This is a genomic window from Carboxylicivirga caseinilyticus, from assembly GCF_050589785.1.
GTDB classification, from domain to species: Bacteria; Bacteroidota; Bacteroidia; order Bacteroidales; family Marinilabiliaceae; genus Carboxylicivirga; species Carboxylicivirga caseinilyticus.
Genome location: NZ_JBNGOX010000001.1, coordinates 249966 through 269839, shown reverse-complemented (window position 1 = coordinate 269839; position 19874 = coordinate 249966). Strand labels below are relative to the sequence as shown.

21 protein-coding genes are annotated in these 19874 nt (G+C 34.9%); 5 read left to right on the top strand and 16 right to left on the bottom strand.

What is annotated here, in order from left to right:
• The first annotated feature begins 30 nt into the window (after positions 1–30).
• From ACRD62_RS01080 to ACRD62_RS01065, 4 genes are all read left to right on the top strand, one after another.
• Positions 31–921 carry a DMT family transporter gene (locus ACRD62_RS01080; RefSeq protein ID WP_430818271.1) on the top strand — a complete coding sequence of 297 codons (891 nt, stop codon included), beginning with the start codon at positions 31–33 and terminating at the stop codon, positions 919–921.
• Entirely contained in the window at positions 911–1402 is a 492-nt protein-coding gene (locus tag ACRD62_RS01075) for a YkgJ family cysteine cluster protein (RefSeq protein WP_430818270.1), read from the top strand. The genes ACRD62_RS01080 and ACRD62_RS01075 overlap by 11 nt, the downstream gene beginning before the upstream one ends.
• Positions 1403–1460: 58 nt before the next feature.
• Positions 1461–2477, top strand: a complete 1017-nt coding sequence (porQ, locus tag ACRD62_RS01070; protein ID WP_430818269.1) for a type IX secretion system protein PorQ — start codon at positions 1461–1463, stop codon at positions 2475–2477.
• 122 nt (positions 2478–2599) lie between these two features.
• Positions 2600–3106, top strand: a complete 507-nt coding sequence (locus tag ACRD62_RS01065) for a hypothetical protein (protein WP_430818268.1) — start codon at positions 2600–2602, stop codon at positions 3104–3106.
• Here ACRD62_RS01065 and ACRD62_RS01060 read toward each other — a convergent pair.
• The 10 genes from ACRD62_RS01060 to ACRD62_RS01015 form a co-directional block, all read right to left on the bottom strand.
• A complete protein-coding gene (locus ACRD62_RS01060) occupies positions 3103–4416 on the bottom strand; it encodes an NAD(P)/FAD-dependent oxidoreductase (protein ID WP_430818267.1) in 1314 nt (437 codons plus the stop codon). The two genes, ACRD62_RS01065 and ACRD62_RS01060, sit on opposite strands and share 4 nt — an antisense overlap.
• Positions 4417–4499: 83 nt before the next feature.
• Positions 4500–5405, bottom strand: a complete 906-nt coding sequence (locus ACRD62_RS01055) for a lysylphosphatidylglycerol synthase transmembrane domain-containing protein (RefSeq protein ID WP_430818266.1) — start codon at positions 5403–5405, stop codon at positions 4500–4502.
• Between the two features lie 58 nt (positions 5406–5463).
• Positions 5464–6168 (bottom strand): phosphoadenylyl-sulfate reductase, encoded by a 705-nt coding sequence (locus tag ACRD62_RS01050; protein WP_430818265.1) that lies wholly within the window; start codon positions 6166–6168, stop codon positions 5464–5466.
• Positions 6169–6259: 91 nt separating this feature from the next.
• Positions 6260–7288, bottom strand: a complete 1029-nt coding sequence (locus ACRD62_RS01045; RefSeq protein ID WP_430818264.1) for a 6-phosphofructokinase — start codon at positions 7286–7288, stop codon at positions 6260–6262.
• A gap of 68 nt (positions 7289–7356) precedes the next feature.
• Entirely contained in the window at positions 7357–8169 is an 813-nt protein-coding gene (locus ACRD62_RS01040) for a universal stress protein (RefSeq protein WP_430818263.1), read from the bottom strand.
• A 108-nt stretch (positions 8170–8277) separates the two neighbouring features.
• Positions 8278–9327: a tRNA preQ1(34) S-adenosylmethionine ribosyltransferase-isomerase QueA gene (gene queA, locus ACRD62_RS01035; protein WP_430818262.1), complete on the bottom strand. Its 1050-nt coding sequence runs from the start codon at positions 9325–9327 to the stop codon at positions 8278–8280.
• Between the two features lie 155 nt (positions 9328–9482).
• Positions 9483–10190, bottom strand: a complete 708-nt coding sequence (truB, locus tag ACRD62_RS01030) for a tRNA pseudouridine(55) synthase TruB (RefSeq protein ID WP_430818261.1) — start codon at positions 10188–10190, stop codon at positions 9483–9485.
• Between the two features lie 10 nt (positions 10191–10200).
• The gene (locus ACRD62_RS01025; RefSeq protein ID WP_430818260.1) at positions 10201–10995 is read right to left on the bottom strand and encodes an undecaprenyl-diphosphate phosphatase; all 795 of its coding nucleotides are present in this window, start codon (positions 10993–10995) and stop codon (positions 10201–10203) included.
• Between the two features lie 12 nt (positions 10996–11007).
• Complete coding sequence (locus ACRD62_RS01020) at positions 11008–11259, bottom strand: DUF3098 domain-containing protein (protein ID WP_321406537.1); 252 nt, start codon at positions 11257–11259, stop codon at positions 11008–11010.
• Positions 11260–11271: 12 nt separating this feature from the next.
• Positions 11272–12150, bottom strand: coding sequence for a cell division protein FtsX (locus ACRD62_RS01015; RefSeq protein WP_430818259.1), 879 nt, complete (start codon positions 12148–12150; stop codon positions 11272–11274).
• A 171-nt stretch (positions 12151–12321) separates the two neighbouring features.
• Here ACRD62_RS01015 and ACRD62_RS01010 point away from each other — a divergent pair, with 171 nt between their 5' ends.
• Positions 12322–13551 (top strand): CgeB family protein, encoded by a 1230-nt coding sequence (locus ACRD62_RS01010; protein ID WP_430818258.1) that lies wholly within the window; start codon positions 12322–12324, stop codon positions 13549–13551.
• Between the two features lie 2 nt (positions 13552–13553).
• On the opposite strand, the gene ACRD62_RS01005 is transcribed toward ACRD62_RS01010, so the two are convergent.
• The 6 genes from ACRD62_RS01005 to ACRD62_RS00980 are packed head-to-tail and all read right to left on the bottom strand — an operon-like array spanning position 13554 to position 19727.
• On the bottom strand, positions 13554–14915 hold the full coding sequence (locus ACRD62_RS01005) for a polysaccharide deacetylase family protein (RefSeq protein ID WP_430818257.1): 1362 nt from the start codon (positions 14913–14915) through the stop codon (positions 13554–13556).
• A complete protein-coding gene (locus ACRD62_RS01000) occupies positions 14915–16402 on the bottom strand; it encodes a lipopolysaccharide biosynthesis protein (RefSeq protein ID WP_430818256.1) in 1488 nt (495 codons plus the stop codon). Before ACRD62_RS01000 ends, ACRD62_RS01005 begins: the two co-directional genes overlap by 1 nt.
• Positions 16402–17403, bottom strand: a complete 1002-nt coding sequence (locus tag ACRD62_RS00995) for a GNAT family N-acetyltransferase (protein ID WP_430818255.1) — start codon at positions 17401–17403, stop codon at positions 16402–16404. Before ACRD62_RS00995 ends, ACRD62_RS01000 begins: the two co-directional genes overlap by 1 nt.
• A gap of 54 nt (positions 17404–17457) precedes the next feature.
• Positions 17458–18354, bottom strand: coding sequence for an AAC(3) family N-acetyltransferase (locus ACRD62_RS00990; RefSeq protein ID WP_430818254.1), 897 nt, complete (start codon positions 18352–18354; stop codon positions 17458–17460).
• On the bottom strand, positions 18347–19255 hold the full coding sequence (locus tag ACRD62_RS00985) for an HpcH/HpaI aldolase/citrate lyase family protein (protein WP_430818253.1): 909 nt from the start codon (positions 19253–19255) through the stop codon (positions 18347–18349). The genes ACRD62_RS00990 and ACRD62_RS00985 overlap by 8 nt, the downstream gene beginning before the upstream one ends.
• Positions 19256–19259: 4 nt before the next feature.
• The gene (locus ACRD62_RS00980) at positions 19260–19727 is read right to left on the bottom strand and encodes a MaoC family dehydratase (protein WP_430818252.1); all 468 of its coding nucleotides are present in this window, start codon (positions 19725–19727) and stop codon (positions 19260–19262) included.
• Between the last annotated feature and the right edge of the window lie 147 nt (positions 19728–19874).

Sequence of the window (19874 nt, the reverse complement as noted above, 5' to 3'; positions counted from 1 at the left end):
ATAGTACCTTTGCGCGGTTAATTAAAATCAATGCCGGAAAAACCAAAAGTTATATTAAGCCTGTTACTTTCGATGATTTGCTGGGCCTTCTCGTTTGTTTGGATCAAACAAGCCTTTGAATCTTTCAATCCAATTACAGTTGTTTTCCTTCGATTGGTAATTAGTGCTTTTTTACTTTTTTTAATTTTACGAAGTACTAAAAAACTGATTCCTTTAAAAAAAGTTGATCTCAAATGGTTTTTATTACTGGCTTTCTTCGAACCATTCCTGTATTTCATGGGCGAAAGTTTTGGTCTAAAGATTGTTTCTTCAACCATGGGAGCAGTAATCGTATCAACCATTCCGTTATTCGCTCCCATCACCGACAGACTTTTCTTTCGTTCCAGAATGAGCTGGCTTAATCTTACTGGAATATTCATCTCTTTTATGGGAGTATTATTTCTTATTTTTGAGAAAGACTTTAGTCTTACAGCACCTATTCATGGGATATTATTGATGTTTGTAGCTGTTTTTTCTACTATGGGTTATGCCATCATATTGAAAAAAATCCCTGATTACTATAACGCTGTCAGCATTATTACCTATCAAAATATTGTTGGTTCCATATTCTTTCTGCCTTTCTTTTTAACTATTGATCTGAATCACCTTATTGAAACACAGATTACAACCAATGCCATTATTGCTGTAGTTTTACTGGCTATCTTTGCATCATCGCTGGCATTCATCTTTTTTACTTTTGGGATGAGAAAAATAGGAATCAGTAAGGCCAATGTATTTGTAAATATGATACCGGTATTTACAGCTTTTTTTGCCTGGTGGATATTAAAGGAAGAACTAACCATCCAAAAACTCATAGGTATTATAATTGTTACAGGCGGCGTATTTGTATCGCAATTGAAATTAAGAAAATATGGCAATTGATCTGAATAAGCTTAAGGCAGATGCTCAAAATAAATCGAAAGAAAACAAGGCTTTTTTGACAAAATTAAAAAAGAAAAAGCCCAAAGATCTGGATGACCATTCGCAACGTTTACATCATGAAGTATTTTCATATACCGATTGCCTGGAATGTGCCAATTGCTGTAAATCAATCAGTCCGATTGTAATTGATCGGGACATTGACCGTCTGGCAAAACATCTGCGTATTAAACCCTCTGCCGTTATTGAGCAATACCTTCATTTGGATGAAGATGGTGATTATGTATTTAACGAAACACCCTGCCCATTTTTAATGCCGGATAATTACTGCATGGTTTATGAATCGCGTCCACGGGCCTGTCGTGAATATCCACATACAGATCGAAAAAGATTTTCACAAATCAGTGCTTTAACCTATCAAAACACTTTTGTCTGTCCTGCTGTTTTTGATGTAGTAGAAGGATTAAAGTTAATTTACGATTAATGTTAACTAAAATCCGGTAGTTTACACTAAAATGATATTTTTGCCGTTTTAGAACCTGATGATGAAAAAATTAATAAGCATATTATCTCTTCTTACATTAACCCTTAGTCTAAGTGCTCAACAGGCAGGTACATATACTTATGACTTCTTGAATCTGGCAAATTCAGCACGTATTGGTGCTTTAGGTGGTAATCAGGTAGGCATGGGAGATGATGATGTAAATTTAATGTTTAACAATCCATCAGTACTAACATCGGCAATAAGCAACAACCTAACGATCAGTTACGTTCCGTATGTAAGCGAAGTCAATATTTTTTATACAGGTTATGCTCATCATATTGAAAACATTGGAACGTTTGGTGTAGGTATTCATTCCATCAATTATGGTACCTTCAACAGAGCTGATGAAGAAGGTAATTTGCAAGGAACATTCTCTGCTTCTGAATATGCTATTCAACTGAGCTATGCCAAGATGCTTTCTCCCAATCTAAATCTGGGAATTTCTATGAAACCAATTATATCCAGCTTTGAACAATATAATTCCTTTGGCCTGGCAGCTGATATAGGAATGATGTATAAATCTACCGATCAACTCTTTTCTGCTGGTTTGGTTGTAAAAAACCTGGGATCGCAAATAACAACATATAACAACACTTATGAATCAATTCCTACAGATCTTCAAATTGGGATTGCTAAAAAGCTGGCACATGCTCCTTTTCGCCTTGCACTTACTGCACAGGATTTATTGGACTGGAATTTGAAATATACTGTAAATAATGGTAGTGGCGATGTAATAGAAGGAGAAGGTAATAACGGCAACGGATTTGACCAGCTCATGCGTCACATGGTTATTGGAATTGAATTTATTCCAAGTGAGAATTTCTGGGTTGATTTTGGATATAATCATCGTCGTCGCAAAGAGTTATCGATTGGATCAAAGATGTCAACTGTTGGATATTCCTGGGGTTTTGGCTTTAAAGTCTACAAGTTTAAATTTGCCTATGGCTCAGCCAGATATCATCTTTCCGGAACTTCAAACCATTTCACTCTTACAGCTCGTCTTTCAGATTTCTAAATCTTGAACATAATTATAATCTGCTAACTTTCATATTAAAGACTATAAGAATATAAATATTTATTTATATTTGCATTAACCGTGTCACACTTTATGTCTTAATTATCATAAAAGAGAGAAAGATGAAAACCTTTAAGGTAGAAATCCCAGAAGATCAAACTGATTTTATGTTAAAACTGTTTGATAATCTCAAGTTCAGCTATCATGAAGATATTGAACCGGAAGAACGTACCTATCTTGCCAAAGACTACATGATTGAAAAAGGCTTAATGCCTAAACCTGCTGATTCCGTCCTTGATAAAAAGTCTGATATTGATAAACTTAAGGACCTTAGAAATGCAATAAATCGTCTTCAGGACTCCAGATCATCTGTTATTGGTGAAAGTAAAATTAGCTTTCGTCTACCTAGTTCTAAAGCAAATGTTTCCAAAACAATTTTCAATAACGTAGATGAGTTAAAGAACTATTTAGAGAATTATTTACGAGTTGACATCGATCACATCAGTTTCAGTCCTTTTAAAGGTCAAAGAATACAAGAAGATGACCTTTTTGAAGTTATTGTACACATTACCGATGCCAACTCCGGAACAACCACTATTAAAGCGGGATTTAGCAATAAGACAGACTAGCTAGCACTTACCGACTGTTGGTTAGTGGATTTCTTTTTATTTCTGTTATAGGGTGCAATCAAAATTCGTAACGATTGATCACGCCAAATGTAACTCTGTGCCCAGTTAACAAAAATGAAGAACCTGTTTTTAACACCCACAATAGCCATCAGGTGCACAAAAAGCCAAAGTACCCAGGCGATGAATCCGGAGAATTTCATTCCTGGTAAATCGGCAACAGCCATATTACGACCGATGGTGGCCAAACTTCCCTTATCTTTATATTTAAAAGGTTTTTGTTTGTTACTCATCAGATTATCAGCCAGATTATTGGCCTGCTGAATTGCAACCTGTGCAACCTGAGGATGACCTCGTTCATATTCTTTATCATCCGATACACAAGCAATGTCGCCAACTGCGTAAACTCCATCTAATCCAATTACCTGATTGTAAGAATCAACCACTAATCGGTTTGAAGGTGTATATGTTTCTTTTGCGATTCCTTTAATATATTTTCCGCTTACTCCGGCGGTCCATAGCAGATTTGTGGCATAGACTTCAGTCTGATCCGAAAGACTGATTTTTTCACCATCATAATCTTCAATACGAGTATTCAGATGCACTTCCACATCCAACTCCTTCAAAAATTCAAGGGCTTTTAACCCCGATTTCTCCGACATACCATTTAATAAACGAGGACCCGCTTCGTATAGCAAAATCTTCATTTTACTAAAATCAAGTTCCGGATAATCTTTGGGCAAAACAAATCGTCTCATTTCAGCAATAGCTCCTGACAGTTCCACTCCTGTTGGACCACCACCCACAATTACAACCGACATTAGTTTTGTATGCTCATTTACATCTTCTGTCAGTATAGCCTTTTCAAAAGAAGCCAGAATACGGTTTCGAAGATTGATTGCTTCAGCTGTGGTTTTCATAGGCAAACCGTGTCGTTCAAGATTTGCAGAACCAAAGTAATTGGTAGTAACACCTGTTGCAATTACCAAATGATCGTAGCTAAGTTCTCCATTTTCGGTCAGAATCTTTTTTTGATCAGGTAAAACCTCTAATAACTGAGTTTGTCTGAAATGAAGATTCGTATTTTTTTGAAAGATCTTTCGAACGGGAAAAGATATGGAACTCGGCTCAATTCCGGAAGTGGCCACCTGGTAAAATAAAGGTTGAAACTGATGATAATTCTGCTTGTCAAGCACCACAACCTGAAAGGCTGACTTTCTGAGTTTACGGGCCAGTTTCAGTCCAGCAAAACCTGCTCCTACTATAACAACCCTCTTCTTATTATTCTTGGGTAGATTAAAATTGTTTTCCATGGTTAACTTTTGTTTTAATGGAAACAATACACAGAAAGGAAAGTTTGTTAATTATAGAAAAAATTCTATAATTAAATTCAAATCTATATTTCCACAGCTACATCTGCCTCTTCAACTTCAGAAAAAATACGCTTAACCCTAAAGACATAATAAATTCCTGGTATGGAAATCATCAGAGAGTTTAAATAAAAAAGTACACTAACCGCCACTGCAATTTCCTGATTAATGCCCAAAAGTATTGCACCTTTAAAAAAAGTGACTTCTCTCGCTCCAATACCTCCCAAAGTAATAGGTATTGCAGAAGCTATAGTGGATAAGAAAAACAAAAACATATAGTCATCCCAATGACCTTTGGTTTGTCCTCCTAATGCTTTCAAAAGGCATAAAACAGCAATCATTTGAATACCCTGAACAATTAAAGACCAAAAAGTCACCGATCCAAAGGCCTTGGTTAGCTTCTTATTAAAAATCCTCAGAAAAAGATAGAATCCAAAACTCACAAATGGAATTAACAGAAAGAACCATCCTTTGTAAGGCAAATCATATTCAATAAAATAGACCAGACCAAGTATGTAAACCAGTATAATCGATAATCCACTTACCCTATCGGCCAAAACAGCTCCAAGCAATTGTTTTACAGGTGTTTTAAACCTCTTATGAAGATAAAAAACTTTGTATCCATCTCCTCCTACACCTCCTGGTAAAAAGAAATTATAAAACATTCCTAACCAATACAATTTAATATTGGACAGGTGAGGAATATTTAACTGAATTGCCTTAAATAATCCGTTTAAACGAAATGAACTTAACAATTGAGACACTCCATATAACAACATTGCCATAAAAACATACCAAAGTCTGGCTGTTTTTATCAGGTCTCCTACCTCTCGTAAATTAAGCTTAGAAACTATGTAATAAATAGCTGCACTCGAAAACACCAGTTTTAGAATGAGTTTTATAACATTAATTGTTTTCTTAGATAAGGCCATTTTTTATTTGCACTAAAAAAGGCATCCTTCAAAAATGGGATGCCATCTATTGGGTTGATTATCTTTTGTGTAATCCACATTCTTTAGTGTCAGGATTTTCCCACCACCAACGACCGGCTCTTACATCTTCACCTTCCATGATAGCACGTGTACAAGGCTGACAACCTATACTTGGGTATCCTTTATCATGCAGAATATTATATGGTATTTTCTTTTCTTTGATGTAGTCCCAAACCTGTTCTTCACTCCAACTTGCCAAAGGATTTATTTTAAGCAAATTATTGTTCTCATCCCACTCTACAACTTCAATATCTTTACGTGTAACAGACTGACCGGCTCTTAAACCACAGATCCATACATCCAAACCTTTAAAGGCCCTCTGTAATGGCTCAATCTTACGAACAAAACAACATTCTTTCCGATTTTCGACACTTTCGAAGAAAAGATTGATACCTTTTTCATTCACCATTCTTTCAACCTTCTTCTTTTTAGGGAAATAAACCTGAATGTTCTTCTTATATTTTCTTGAAGTCCGATCAATCAGATCATAGGTTTCAGGGAATAAACGACCAGTATCTAAGGTAAATATTTTAGTTTCCGGACTAACCTCAACGAGCATCTGAGTAAGCACCTGATCTTCGGCACCCAAACTTGATGACAATGCTATTTTATCGCCAAAACGTTCTGCAAAATACTTGATTACTTCCTGAGCACTTGTATTGCTCAGTTCTTCATTCAGTTTCTTTATTTCTTCACCAGTCATTACAACAGTTTTGTGCAAATATAATAAATAAAGCCACCTATCTAAATCAGAGGTGGCTCATTAGTAATTTCATATGATTTATTTACCCTAATCAGGTTCCAAAACAAACACCCATACTTCTTCCCTGTTGAATCAGGTAATGATCAGGGTTAACCAAACGCAGGTTACCACCCACTTCATCTAAAGGAACAGAAGTAATTGTATCATTTTTCAACGAAACCATAGTGCCGAATTCTCCACGATGAATCAGATCAGCCGCATGAGCTCCATATCGGGTTGCCAATACCCTGTCCTGAGCACTTGGTGATCCTCCTCGTTGAATATAACCCAATATTGTTTCACGGGTTTCGAGCCCAGTCATTTTTTGAATCTTCTTACTGATATAACTTGCTGCTGATTTTTTCTTAGGATGTTCAATACCTTCTGCTACAACAACAATTGAATAGGGTTTACCAACCCTGCTACGAGCCATTAAACACTCAGCAACATGGTCAAGATCGTATTCTATTTCTGGAAGCAGAATAACATCACCTCCGGCAGCAATTCCAGAATACAATGAAATCCACCCGGCATGATGCCCCATCAGTTCAATAACCATAACTCGTTTATGCGAATTGGCAGTGGTATGTAAACGGTCAATCGCTTCGGTAGCTATACCTACAGCTGAATCAAAACCAAAGGTTACATCAGTACCCCAAACATCGTTATCAATTGTCTTGGGAATACCTACTACATTCAATCCTTCTTTCGCAAGCAAATTAGCCGTTTTCTGGGTGCCATTTCCTCCAATACAAACTAAGGCATCCAATCCCAGCTTTTCGTAGTTTTCTTTAATTATATTGGGCTTTTCAGCCACTAACTCTCCTTCTTCCGGTTTAAATGGTTTTAATCTGGAAGTTCCCAGAATGGTTCCTCCTACAGTAATAATGCCTGAAAGAGCCTTTTCTTCCATTACTGTCACATCCATATCAACCAGTCCACTAAATCCATTGGAAATACCTACTACCTCCATTCCATATTTAACGATAGCTGTTTTACCAACTCCTCTGATGGCAGCATTAATACCCGGACAATCGCCACCTGCTGTTAGAATACCAACCCTTTTTTTATCTTTTCCCATAACATCAAGATTATATCTTCACACTAAAAATACATGTTTTTATTTAAACACCCCCTCATAAAAACACCTCATTCATGAAATACTAACAGAGGAACATCTGTATGAAACAGAATTTTTCTGGTAATACTGGGATGAAATATCTTTGAAATCATATTACGCTTTCTTCTTGTCATAGCAATCAGATCGATACTATTCCTGCCAATATAATCATCCAGAGAAGCAATAAAATCATCACCCGTTATAAATTCAAATTCCATTTTGTACTTCCGATAGGTTTCAGCACAATATAACCGCATCTCTTCCAGGCGTTTTTTATCCCATCTGTCGGGATCGGATGTTGCAAAATGAACGGCATGGATTAATGTTTCAAATGGAGTAACCAGCTTAATTAATTTATGAATGGAACGATAATCCTGATCGCCAAAATCAGTAACAAATAAGATATGACTGATTCTATTCAAATCGATGGAAGACTCAGCGGGAACAGCCAGAACAGGCACCTTTGCATTTTTAATAACATCACTTGTTACACTCCCTAATAATTCTTTAATGGTCTCACCCTTACTTCGGGTTCCCATCACAATTACATCCGGCTCTTCCTTCTCACTTAGGTCTACTAATACATCTTCGGGATATCCATTTACATGGCGAGTATGAACCTTTAGATTTTCAGAAAATTGATTTTTATACTTCTGCAAAAGCTCCTGGAAATTTTCCTTTACCTGTTGATCATTTAGCACATTCTCCGTATCCTCATTATAGGCATGTTTACAATGCAAAAGGGTAATATCAACATCCAGTTTTTGTGCCAGAGTCATTGCGTAATCAATAGCATTAACTGAATATTCCGAGAAGTTTACCGGCACATATATTCTAACCATCTGCATATGATAATTGGGTTATACATCCCAATTTACAAAAAAGATAGTTTAATATAAATAGAAAAGCCGACTTTGTGAGTCGGCTTCTAATATCATTGTTGTTAATTATTAAACAATTAACATTGCATCGCCATATGTTCCAAAACGATACTTTTCTTTAACGGCAACCTTATATGCATCCATAACAAAATCATATCCACCAAAAGCAGCAACCATCATTAACAAGGTTGATAATGGCAAATGGAAATTTGTAATCATACTGTTTGCAACCTGAAATTCATATGGAGGGAAAATAAATTTATTTGTCCATCCTTCAAATGGCTTAACATGACCAAAAGTAGATACCGAACTTTCAAGGGTACGCATTACCGTTGTACCTACAGCACAAACTCTTTTCTTCTTATCCTTACCAGCATTAATGATTTCAGTAGCTTCTTCAGTGATAAAGATCTGCTCTGAATCCATTTTATGCTTTGTTAGGTCTTCTACATCAACCTGACGGAAATTACCAAGCCCAACATGCAAAGTGACTTCAGCAAAATCAGTTCCTTTAATCTCAAGGCGCTTCATTAACTCACGACTAAAGTGCATTCCTGCTGTTGGTGCAGCGACAGCTCCCTCATGTTTTGCATAAATGGTTTGATAACGCTCACGATCTTCTGGAACAACTTCACGATTGATAATTTTTGGAAGTGGAGTTTCTCCTAAACCATATAACATGGATTTGAACTCATCGTATGGCCCATCGTACAAGAAACGTAAAGTACGACCTCGCGAGGTAGTATTATCAATTACTTCAGCAACCAATGTATCATCGTCACCAAAATACAATTTGTTACCAATACGAATTTTACGTGCCGGATCAACCAAAACATCCCAAAGACGTTGCTCACGGTTTAATTCTCTTAACAGAAATACTTCAATTTCAGCTCCTGTTTTCTCTTTGTTTCCATATAAACGGGCAGGAAAAACTTTGGTGTTATTAAACACCATAACATCCTCATTATCGAAATAATCGATTACATCCTTAAATATTTTATGCTCAATTGTTTTTTCTTTACGATTCAAAACCATTAAGCGAGATTCGTCCCTGTTTGGAGCAGGATGTAAAGCAATTAATTCTTCAGGTAATTTATATTTAAACTTCGAAAGCTTCATAAAGTAATCTTTTTCCTGTTATTATTTTATTCTTATTTTCTTATCCACATTTCACCCCGACACAACTCAACAAAGATGTGTTTATTAATCAATCATTAAAACCAGGTGAAACTTAATTTTACACAAAGCATAGGCCACCTTATACGTAAGGTTTTCTAATTTGTTGCAAAGGACGCTAATTTTTTTTCAAAATCAAAGATAGAAATAGCATCTTTTAACTGATAATCACCAATTCTCGTTCGAACCAGGCCTGATAAATGAGCCCCTGAATGAAGTGCAACCCCCAGATCATAGGCCAAAGAACGAATATAGGTTCCCTTACTACAGCTAACATCTAATTTTAAATGCTTTTCATTAAATTCCAGCAATTCAAGTTTACTGATATTAATTTTTCGTGCTTTTAATTCAACATCTTTTCCTTTTCTGGCTAAATCGTATGCCTTCACACCTTTAATTTTCAATGCTGAGTAAATGGGTGGCATTTGTTCTATATCGCCTTTAAAACCTTCAAGTTTATCGAGCACCAGTTCTTCTGTGATATGCTCCCAACTATAAACTGCATCCGGTTCAGATTCTTTATCATAGGTAGGAGTTGTACTTCCCAGCTCCACATCCGCAATATATTGTTTATCCAATCCAGAGAACTGTTCAATCTGTTTGGTTGCTTTGCCTGTACAAACAATAACCAAACCTGTAGCCAATGGGTCTAGAGTTCCCGCATGGCCTACTTTTATTTTTTTTATATTTAGATATCGCTTGAGAGAATATCTTATCTTATTCACAACATCAAATGATGTCCATTCCAAAGGTTTATCTATCAGCAAGACCTGACCTGCCTGAAAATATTCAGCTGTATACTCCATTCTCTAAACTCTAACAAAACAATCCGCAAATAATTGCGACCATACCAACAATTGCACAATACACTGAGAAATATGTCAACTTGCTTTTTCGTACTAATTTGATCATCCAGGTACAAGCTAGTAAACCCGTAATAAAAGCAGCAATAAATCCAACAATAACAGGCATGGCTGACTCACCAACAATAGTAAATTCACTTGAAAGCAAATCCTTAGCCATTTTACCTAAGATCAAAGGCACCACCATTAAAAATGAAAACCTTGTTGCTCGCGTCCTGTCAATACCCAACAACACAGAAGTAGAAATGGTAGCCCCTGAACGCGAAATGCCCGGTAAAATTGCAATTGCCTGAGCAATACCTATAACTATCGCATTTGAATACGACACGCCTTTTTCAGTTGTCTTAGCTTTATCGGCTAAAAATAATAAAGCTGCTGTTAACAGTAACATGAATCCAACCAGCACTATCTGACTGTCAAACAACGATTCAAGCTGATCGGCAAAAACAACTCCTACAAAAGCTGCAGGAATCATTGAAATAATAATTTTTAATGAGAATATTGTTTGTTCATTCCATTTGAACTGCAACAATCCACCCAGAATTTCCCCTATCTCTTTTCGGAATACAACTATGGTACTTAATGCCGTGGCTCCATGCAACATTACAGTCATAAACATACTTTCTTCTGCAATGGCATTAGAACCGAATAATGCCTTTACAATTTCAAGATGCCCGCTACTACTAACAGGCAAAAACTCTGTTAATCCCTGAATAATTCCAAGAATTAACCCTTCTAAAATACCCATATAATTTGTTGATTATTCTTCTAACTTTGGTTTTTTCATGATGGCAAAAATCTCAAAGAAGAAACCAAACAGCACAATGATTGGCGCTAAAGTGATACGTCTAAAACTATAAATCTCTTCATTGAAAACAGTAGGATCCTCTGACCTTCCACCCATCATCAGCAAAAAACCAACGATGATAATTACAAATCCTATCGCAAGAAGAATATAGTTTTGTTTTCCCAAAGCAAACTGAAACTTTTGCTCATTTTCTTTTTTTGCCATATCAAGTATATATTAAAAATATAAATCGTCAGTACTTAGGTTTAAATATTTATTAACTGCAAAAAACGTAGATAACAGAGTAATAAGAACCCCACAAATAATTACAATTCCAAACAGAATCATTATCAAATCAATATTCTGGAATCCAACCACTCCTGCCAATTCATGATTAGTTGCATATATAAGTCCTGATAGAAGCACAATAGCCAAAACAGCTCCAATAAAACCATGTAGTATACTGGTTACCAAAAATGGCTGACGTATAAAACTTTTGGTCGCACCCACCAATTGCATTGTTCTAATCAGAAATCTTTTAGAATAAACTGATAACCGAATTGTATTATTTATCAGAGCTACTGCAATCAAAAGTAACATTACTGCGAACACCAGCAAAACAAGCGAAATTCTATTTACATTCTTATGTACCAGATGAATTAAGTTCTTTTGGTATAAAACTTCTTTTACCTGTGGAAACTCCATTATTATACTTTCTACTCCGGCTATACTATCGGGGTGAGCATATTCGGCATATAACTTTACTTCAATTGATGACAATAAAGGATTGTAACCTAAGAATGCAACAAAATCTTCACCCAGTTCTTCTTTTAATTCTTTAGCTGCCCGTTCTTTATCAATATATTCAGTCTGCTTCACAAAAGGTGAGGTTGCCAACATTTTCTCCAAACGTTTAACTTCAGCTTCTCTTGCATTATCCTTAACCATCACAGTGAATCCAATATTTTCTTTAACGTAATGAGATAAACGCTGAGCATTAAGTGACAACAGACCAATGATGCCCAAAAGAAAAAGAACCAGTGCAATACTAATGGTTGTAGTTACATATGAACTACGAAGTTTTTTACCGCTTGATATTTGTTTTGACTGCGCCATGTATCAAAATTAGTGCAAAAATATAAAATGCCATTAGATCAGCGGAGGAAGATGCAAATTAATCGTGTAATTAACAAAAATTAACCGCTGCTTCAATTTTTAATATCTTCACAAAAGGACTCCAAATTAAAAATCTTTCTTCAAATTTGTATCAACAATTCAAATAGAAAGATGAGCTATCACATTGTCAAAATCACATCCTACTATAAAGATTTTCTTTCCTACTATTATCAATTACATCCACAAATAGTAAACAAGAGTTATAAAGAGCAACAACAACACCTGATGCAACAGCGATTTGCATGGTCTGATGCTTACTCGGAAGCTTTTGAAACACTTGGAAAAAAAAGTGATGAGATTGTTGCCAACGCACAAGTTCTGCAAAAACAGTGGGCTAAAGAAAACCAACTTTCCTCTACTGATGAAATCGATATTTTGATTGCCCAACTCAGTAAATTGAAACCAGATGTAATTTGGCTGCAGGATAGTTATTCATTTAATGGGGAACTGATTAAAACAATTAAAAGAAAAGTACCAACCATTAAACTCGCCATTGGCAATTGTTGTTCACCTATCTCACCAAAATACTACAAAGACTTTCAATCATTTGATTTTATAACCGTTTGCGCACCTTATTTTAAGCATTTATTGGAGTCAAAAGGACTGCCTGAATGCATTGTTGTACCACATGCCTTTGACGGTAGAATCTTAAATGAAATCAACCAGGAAAATAAACCTGAATATGACTTTTTATTTACCGGTTCAATTATTTTAGATCAGCATTTTCATAAAGAACGAATTGCCTTCATTGAGTCATTATTGCAAGATCGGATTAATATTAATCTACTAGTTAATTTAAATCAGAATTCATCAAAAGGATTAAGAGCAAGGCAAGCAGGATATATATTAACTAAGACTTTAGATAGTGTTGGCTTAAAAAATTTATATCAATCAATTACACCTCTCAATAAAGTTAGTAAATTAGAGTATTTTCCTAGCTCCTCCAAGGTTTCTAAACAATTACAGGAACAGATTAAAAATCCTGTTTTCGGATTACAGATGTTTCAGGCACTATCTGATTCAAAAATTGCATTTAATATACATGGAGATATTGCAGCTAATTTTGCAGCTAACCTGAGAATGTTTGAAGCAACAGGTATTGGGAGTTGCCTTTTGACAGACTGGAAACCTGACATCAACAAATACTTTACTGACGAAATTGAGATTGTTACCTATAAGTCATTTGATGAAGCAAAGGATAAAATCAAGTATTTGCTTGATCATCCTGAAGAACTGGAAAAGATTGCAAAAAATGGACAAGCCAGAACATTAAATGAACACACTTTCATTAACAGAGCAAGCATAATAGATGAAAAAATAAATCAATTACTAGCCCATTAATCTCAGGATAGCTTTTTAAGCACCTCTTCACCTACTACTGAATCTGGTCTGGTTTTAGCTATATCGCTCAGCATCGTTTCATAAAACTGGTTGATTCCCGGATATTGATACTCATCGAAATTGCAATTATGCCAAAGCAATACGAACAATCCTCCAAACTTTCGTATTTCAGATATTAAAAGTTCAATTGACCTTGCCATCTCATTAAAATCCAATTTTCTATAACCTAATAGAGTTCCATCCATCACATTGAGAGGTAACTCCCAAATATCCATCATACGATCATTCTTGTGATCATAAGGTCGGAAAGGATAGCAATAACTATTTCTAAATCCCTCATGCTCTGCAAAACCCACGGTTGTGTCATATTTTAAACCAACCTGTTCCTGAATTATCAAAGTTTGCGGATAATGAAACTTCAAAAAGTGTTGACGAGTGCCAGTTATTGTGTCACCCTTTATCTTAGCCAAGCGATCATAAGCATTTTGCATCGCAGTCAGATCATTTGCTGTAGAAATGGAACCATGTAAACCAATCTCACAACCTTGATCCTGTAAATCCGATATCAATTCTATTATTCGTTTCTCTTCCAGACTATATTTTGCATCATGAGGCGAACCATCCTGATTAAGAAAATACCACACAGATTTTAGCCCATGCTTTTTTTCCAGAAGTCTTAACTCATTGAAATTCCACCAGGGATCTTTTTTTAATCCTGGCAATAAGGTTGGTAAAATCGATTTAAAAGCAGATTTGATTAAACGATTCTTTGTATAATGAGGTTGTTTAAATCCAAATACCTGAAGCCATTGATACACTGTTTCTCTCCAGTGAAAGTAATCAATTCTATCAACATCATGTGTAAGCATAAACCCATAATTATTGAATAGTCGCTTACGCTTAACCTCAATCCCACTTATGCTATAAAATTCTTCAAACCCTTGAATTATAATCTCAAAATAATAATTAACTAAAGGTTTAGTTATAGCATTCAAAGTATCCTGAATAGATCCTTTGTAAAGAAATCTTCCAATAGTATCAGTACTTTTAGAGTCCACTTCCTGATAACAACTCAAAAGATAGAATGCTGATTTTAAAAAATCGTGATGAAAGACTAAATTTCCTTCTGATATTGAATATGCTTCCCTCCTATTAGTATCTGAAAATAAAATAGGTATAACATCTGAATTAAACTGAATATTAAACACATTCATTTCATGTTCAGTACATGGGAACAGAATAGTACCAGACCTAATTTCTTCTTCACCAAAAGCAAACAATGGTTCCAATAATTGCAGATCAACATGCTGTTTCAAATGAAACAACACATAATTAATTTGATTATTACTCAAGTGATCCTTCATTATTTTCTTTTGATGTTTTTAATTAAATTACCTGGGCGTTTCCATTTATTATAGGCTTCTTTCAATCGCAATAATTCAATTGGTTCAAATACACCTAAAAGATACAGGAGAACAAAATATCCAGCTAAAAGAAGAAGCTTAACAAGTATATCAACAATAATTGTTACTGAAGGTATATAGAAACTGATCGTACAAAAAACAGCACCTGTTAAAAGAAAAATGATTACTTTTTTCCATTCATAATTATTTGTTTCCAACCTGTTAACCCTTTGTAGAAACCAGATAGCTGCAAATAACTGACTGATTGCAGTTGTAAAAGCTGCTCCTTCTTTACCAAATCTTGGTATCACAAGAAAATTAAGACCAACATTAAGAATACCGGTTATGATCATTACAATCGAAATTAACCGGGTTTGCTTGTATTTGGTTAATGGCAATACAAAAACCTGACGCATTCCTGAGAATATCAATCCAACAATTAATAATGGGATGACGGGTAATGCATCAAAATATTCTGTTTTTCCTGCCATCAGAATATAGATAATCTCCTTCCCGAAAAGAACAATTCCTAAACCCGAAACAACCATGAAAAGCATGAAGTAGGTAAATAGCTTTAGATGATATCGAGAATTATCCTCATCATTAATTGATTTATAATACTCATATGTATAAGATGTTACAAATGATGCTACAACTATTACTTGAAGTACATTTGCAACTTTGATGGCAACAGAGAAACTACCTACAGCCTCCAACGAATAATATGCCTCCAGTATGTACCGATCACTTATTGTTAATACTAATGTGAGAATATTAGATATAGCTAATGGATAGCCATAATGAATCATTTCTTTTAAAAGCTTTCCATGCCATTTTAATTTACAATTCTTTAAAATCAATGGTATTACCGAAATCAATGTGATTCCATTAGCAAAAAGCTGAGCCCAGAATATTCCTTCGAATCCTATTTTTTTAAACTGAAGAAAATAGAATGAAAACAAAATTGTTAGAAGAATATTGACTGACAGGTAGGTAGTTTGCTTAAAAGCCTTTTGCTGCAACTTTAATAAAATAAAAGGTACATCATATAAAAGCTTGCTTAAGCTTGAAATAGAAAAGATAATAATTACCCGTTCACTATTAACACTTTTGAAAATAGAAAGATTATAAAGGATAACTGCAGTAATAATGACACCTAAAAAACTGGTTAGTACATTAAAGGAATATGTTGTAAAAAAAAGTGACTTACGGTCATCATCACTTTTCATCTCGTTATACCATCGTGTAAAGCCACCTTTGGCTCCCCATCCCGAAACCATTAACAAAAACATATAGGCTGTTTCGTAAAGAGCCAAAAGACCTATTTCAGCTTTAGAAACATAAAAAGAATAAAGTGGCATTAAAATAAGTCCGCTCGCTTTTGCTATTAAGTTTCCTACACCGTAAAAAAACGACTGTTTAAATAAGCCTTTCAGTTTACTGATCATTACAAAAATCTGTTTTTAACAAACAATAATGTCTTAAGTAAAAACCCTTTGTCCTTAGAAAGGACATAATACGGTTGAGCCTTCATATTAAAAGATGATTTATAACGTGCAACTGAAGGAGTATTTGCACCTCTAAAATCGTACATCTCAATTCCTTTTGCATGTAATTCTTCAAATATTTTTAAACTTAATAACTGATTTAGACCTGTATTAAACATCTCTTCATTTCCTCCAGCCTGAAAATCAATGGCCAACTTATCATTGTGCACAATTACTCTTGTTGCAATCGGTTCATCTTCTAGATATATATTAGCAACAATTAAACTATTTACTTTAATAAGATTCTGACAAAATAGCTTAAACTGTTTTTTACCTAAAATATGAGGTTGGCTATTCTTTTTTAGGGAACGATCTATTAGATCATAACTTATTTCTATCTCTGATGAAGAGCCGGAAATATCAAATCGAAAATCAAGTTTATGGGCTTTTTTAATTTTATTTCTAACATCCGGATTAAAACATTTCATCATGTCATCCGGAGGCTGAATTTCTCCAACGTATGTATACCTAATTTGCTCTGAATATTTATTCCATTGAAATGGCCTTACATCCTGGCTACCGGTATTAAAGGTCAATTCTATATGATGAAAATCTTTTTCAAGAAAAGAAATAAAGGACTCATATATTGAAAAATACCAACTCTCCTTTTTCGACTCAAAATTAGATTCTCTTGGTTTATAAAAAATATAGTTATCAACACCAAGCAGATTAATTATGACATTGAACTTGCCCAGTTTTCGTCTATAAAAAAAACCAAAACCAGCAACCAGCTCTTCTTTTTCGTAACAACCTATAAGTTGATATTTTTCACCTGAAGCAGCTGCATAAGTCATAAACCATGATGAGTTCAGAAAGGGACTTGGACTTTGAGATTCTTTTAACAGTCTATCCCATAAGTAATAATCATTTTCGTGTAATACTTTGAAAATATAATTGGCCATTTAAGTCTTATTCTATTTATCTTGATGACAAATTCAACAGTATACAATTGGTTTTCAATGCTTATTTGTTTTGTTTTTAATCCAATATTTTAAAGCATCAGGGTTTGTAAGAAGCTTAATTGCAGAATAAAATTTAACTGAAAAATAGTTGCCTGTTGAATGTTCCCATTCTAATCTACAGCTTTTGCATGTTGGATCATCACAGAAAAAAAAGCGAGGATCTTCTTCAAGTCTTTTTTGCTCAATGTCAAGTGTTTTATTCATATTAGTCAGAGCTGCTTCTGCATTTCCTATTTTAACCCATTTTAATGCTCCTCCTTTCTCATACAAAGGTAAAAATTTTGGAAATCCAGCACTGCAAGTCCATTTCCAATCGGCAACAAAACATTTAACAGAACCATCATCTGCCAGATAATTAACTGCCATATTGGATGGTTTCTTTTTGTATTTCATTTTCTCAATTGCCACATGCGTTGTGCCAACTCCTATTACCTTTCTACCAATTGAAAGATTAAGAGCATTCATTTTCGCCATTCTTTCTAAAACATCATATCCTCCACTTTCTGGTGTATGATTATCCATTAACTCATGAGCCAATGGTCCTATTGCTGTAAACCGTTGAATGGGATGTTTACTTCTAACACTTTTAGGGTGTTTTACCATTGCATTAGCCACGGCACCTGCAAAAGATGGTGATTCATTGGTACTAATATTTGAAGCATTTTTTTCACTTAATGGTAATGGATATGAAGTAACAAACGAATCTATTACAATAGTTCCACTATCACCAACAACTTTTAGTATTGCATTTAACACTGTTTGTGGCCCACCTTCAACCTTCCCAATAGATTTTAACGAAACCTTTAAATGTAATAAACACCCTTCAGGAACACCTGCCTTTTTAATATCCTCAATTAGACTTTCTTCCGTTATTGTATCCTTATTATTCATTCTTTATGTATGCTTCAAAAGATTTAATTTTATCCATACGTGCTAAAACCTTTCTTGCACGTGATACTGTTGGTGGTGAAATAAACAATCCTTTTTTAACTGAAATTCCTCTATCAGCATTATTAACCTCTTCATATAATTTAAGAATTTCATCTGCTCGTTCTACTTCCTCTATGGTTGGAGTATAACTTGTTTTGACCAATTCAATTTCTTTGGGTGACATTACCAACATTCCTTCAAAACCAAGTTCCTTTGCCTGATCAATATGCTGTTTAAGCCCCTCATAATCTCCAATATTAACATATGGAGTATCTATTGGAACAATGCCAGCCGCTCTGGCCGCCATTGCAACCATATGTCTGGGAGTTAATATGGATCGACCACCAACTCCATGTCCTCCTTCTATTTCAGCTAAAAAGTCTTCACTTCCAAACAATAAGCCAACAACCCTTTCTGATGCCTTTGCTATTTCAAGTGCATTAAGTACCGATTCGGGTGTCTCTAATAAAACAATTATTTTAAAATGACCGTTTTCGATTCCCAAGTTCTTTTCTTTCAGCGTCAATTGAGCATCAAACACTTCAATATCTTTTGCATTATATGCTTTTGGATAAACAAAACCAAATAGTCGAACATCAGCAGCAACATCCAAATCCTTTAACGTATCACCTGTTTCCATCGGGTTGATCCTGACAAAAACGGGACGTTTATCAGGTAAGTCCGAATCAAGTATTTTAGTAATACTTTCTCTTGCTTCAGATTTTCTGGCTGAAGGGACAGCATCTTCAAGATCAATTACTATGACATCAGCATCTGATTGAAATGCCTTTTCTAAATAGTGCCAATTATGTCCTGCTGTAAACAACAAGGTTCTGGCCACAAAACGACCTTTGTATTGCATGATATTATTTTAATCTTCTTTTGACTAAAACTTCTCTGGTAAATAGTAAAACTAATTCTTCATTCTGATTGAATGTTTTTGTCGTCACTTTAACAACACCTCTGTCTTGTTTTGATTTTGATGGCCTCACATCCAATACTTCCGTTTCTGCATATAAAGTATCACCAATATGAACCGGCCCTTTATGTAAAACCTCGCTATAGTTTAGGTTGGCAATAGCTTTCCCACTTATATCTCTTACGGTTAGACCAACTGTAAGCGAAAAAACCAATGTGCCCACAACCAACACCTTACCATGTTGTTCATTAGAAGCATAGTACTGATCAATATGAACCGGATGATGATTCATTGTTAACAATGAAAACAAATTGTTATCCGATTCCGTAATTGTTTTACCAGGCCAATGCTTAATTATCATACCAGCCTCAAAATCTTCGAGGTATCTTCCAAATTCACCTTGAATTATCTTCATCTCTTAAAAATAAAAACAGCAACAATAAACATTGTTGCTGCAAAATACATTAATTATCTGTAATTCTTTAGTCAAACGAACATATATTCCCTAAACAGAAAGTTATGCCAAAAATTGGATATCCAATTTAGCGGATCTCCTATTTTT

Bases quoted from the DNA above. Each gene is read 5' to 3' on its own strand.
- queA (WP_430818262.1), bottom strand. From the start codon at position 9,327: ATGAAGCTTTCGAAGTTTAAATATAAATTACCTGAAGAATTAATTGCT.
- ACRD62_RS01065 (WP_430818268.1), top strand. From the start codon at position 2,600: ATGAAAACCTTTAAGGTAGAAATCCCAGAAGATCAAACTGATTTTATG.
- ACRD62_RS01020 (WP_321406537.1), bottom strand. From the start codon at position 11,259: ATGGCAAAAAAAGAAAATGAGCAAAAGTTTCAGTTTGCTTTGGGAAAA.
- ACRD62_RS01055 (WP_430818266.1), bottom strand. From the start codon at position 5,405: ATGGCCTTATCTAAGAAAACAATTAATGTTATAAAACTCATTCTAAAA.
- ACRD62_RS01080 (WP_430818271.1), top strand. From the start codon at position 31: ATGCCGGAAAAACCAAAAGTTATATTAAGCCTGTTACTTTCGATGATT.
- ACRD62_RS01075 (WP_430818270.1), top strand. From the start codon at position 911: ATGGCAATTGATCTGAATAAGCTTAAGGCAGATGCTCAAAATAAATCG.
- ACRD62_RS01005 (WP_430818257.1), bottom strand. From the start codon at position 14,915: ATGAAGGATCACTTGAGTAATAATCAAATTAATTATGTGTTGTTTCAT.
- truB (WP_430818261.1), bottom strand. From the start codon at position 10,190: ATGGAGTATACAGCTGAATATTTTCAGGCAGGTCAGGTCTTGCTGATA.
- ACRD62_RS00985 (WP_430818253.1), bottom strand. From the start codon at position 19,255: ATGCAATACAAAGGTCGTTTTGTGGCCAGAACCTTGTTGTTTACAGCA.
- ACRD62_RS01015 (WP_430818259.1), bottom strand. From the start codon at position 12,150: ATGGCGCAGTCAAAACAAATATCAAGCGGTAAAAAACTTCGTAGTTCA.
- ACRD62_RS01040 (WP_430818263.1), bottom strand. From the start codon at position 8,169: ATGGTTAGAATATATGTGCCGGTAAACTTCTCGGAATATTCAGTTAAT.
- porQ (WP_430818269.1), top strand. From the start codon at position 1,461: ATGATGAAAAAATTAATAAGCATATTATCTCTTCTTACATTAACCCTT.
- ACRD62_RS01045 (WP_430818264.1), bottom strand. From the start codon at position 7,288: ATGGGAAAAGATAAAAAAAGGGTTGGTATTCTAACAGCAGGTGGCGAT.
- ACRD62_RS01000 (WP_430818256.1), bottom strand. From the start codon at position 16,402: ATGATCAGTAAACTGAAAGGCTTATTTAAACAGTCGTTTTTTTACGGT.
- ACRD62_RS00980 (WP_430818252.1), bottom strand. From the start codon at position 19,727: ATGAAGATAATTCAAGGTGAATTTGGAAGATACCTCGAAGATTTTGAG.
- ACRD62_RS00990 (WP_430818254.1), bottom strand. From the start codon at position 18,354: ATGAATAATAAGGATACAATAACGGAAGAAAGTCTAATTGAGGATATT.
- ACRD62_RS01010 (WP_430818258.1), top strand. From the start codon at position 12,322: ATGAGCTATCACATTGTCAAAATCACATCCTACTATAAAGATTTTCTT.
- ACRD62_RS01060 (WP_430818267.1), bottom strand. From the start codon at position 4,416: ATGGAAAACAATTTTAATCTACCCAAGAATAATAAGAAGAGGGTTGTT.
- ACRD62_RS01050 (WP_430818265.1), bottom strand. From the start codon at position 6,168: ATGACTGGTGAAGAAATAAAGAAACTGAATGAAGAACTGAGCAATACA.
- ACRD62_RS01025 (WP_430818260.1), bottom strand. From the start codon at position 10,995: ATGGGTATTTTAGAAGGGTTAATTCTTGGAATTATTCAGGGATTAACA.
- ACRD62_RS00995 (WP_430818255.1), bottom strand. From the start codon at position 17,403: ATGGCCAATTATATTTTCAAAGTATTACACGAAAATGATTATTACTTA.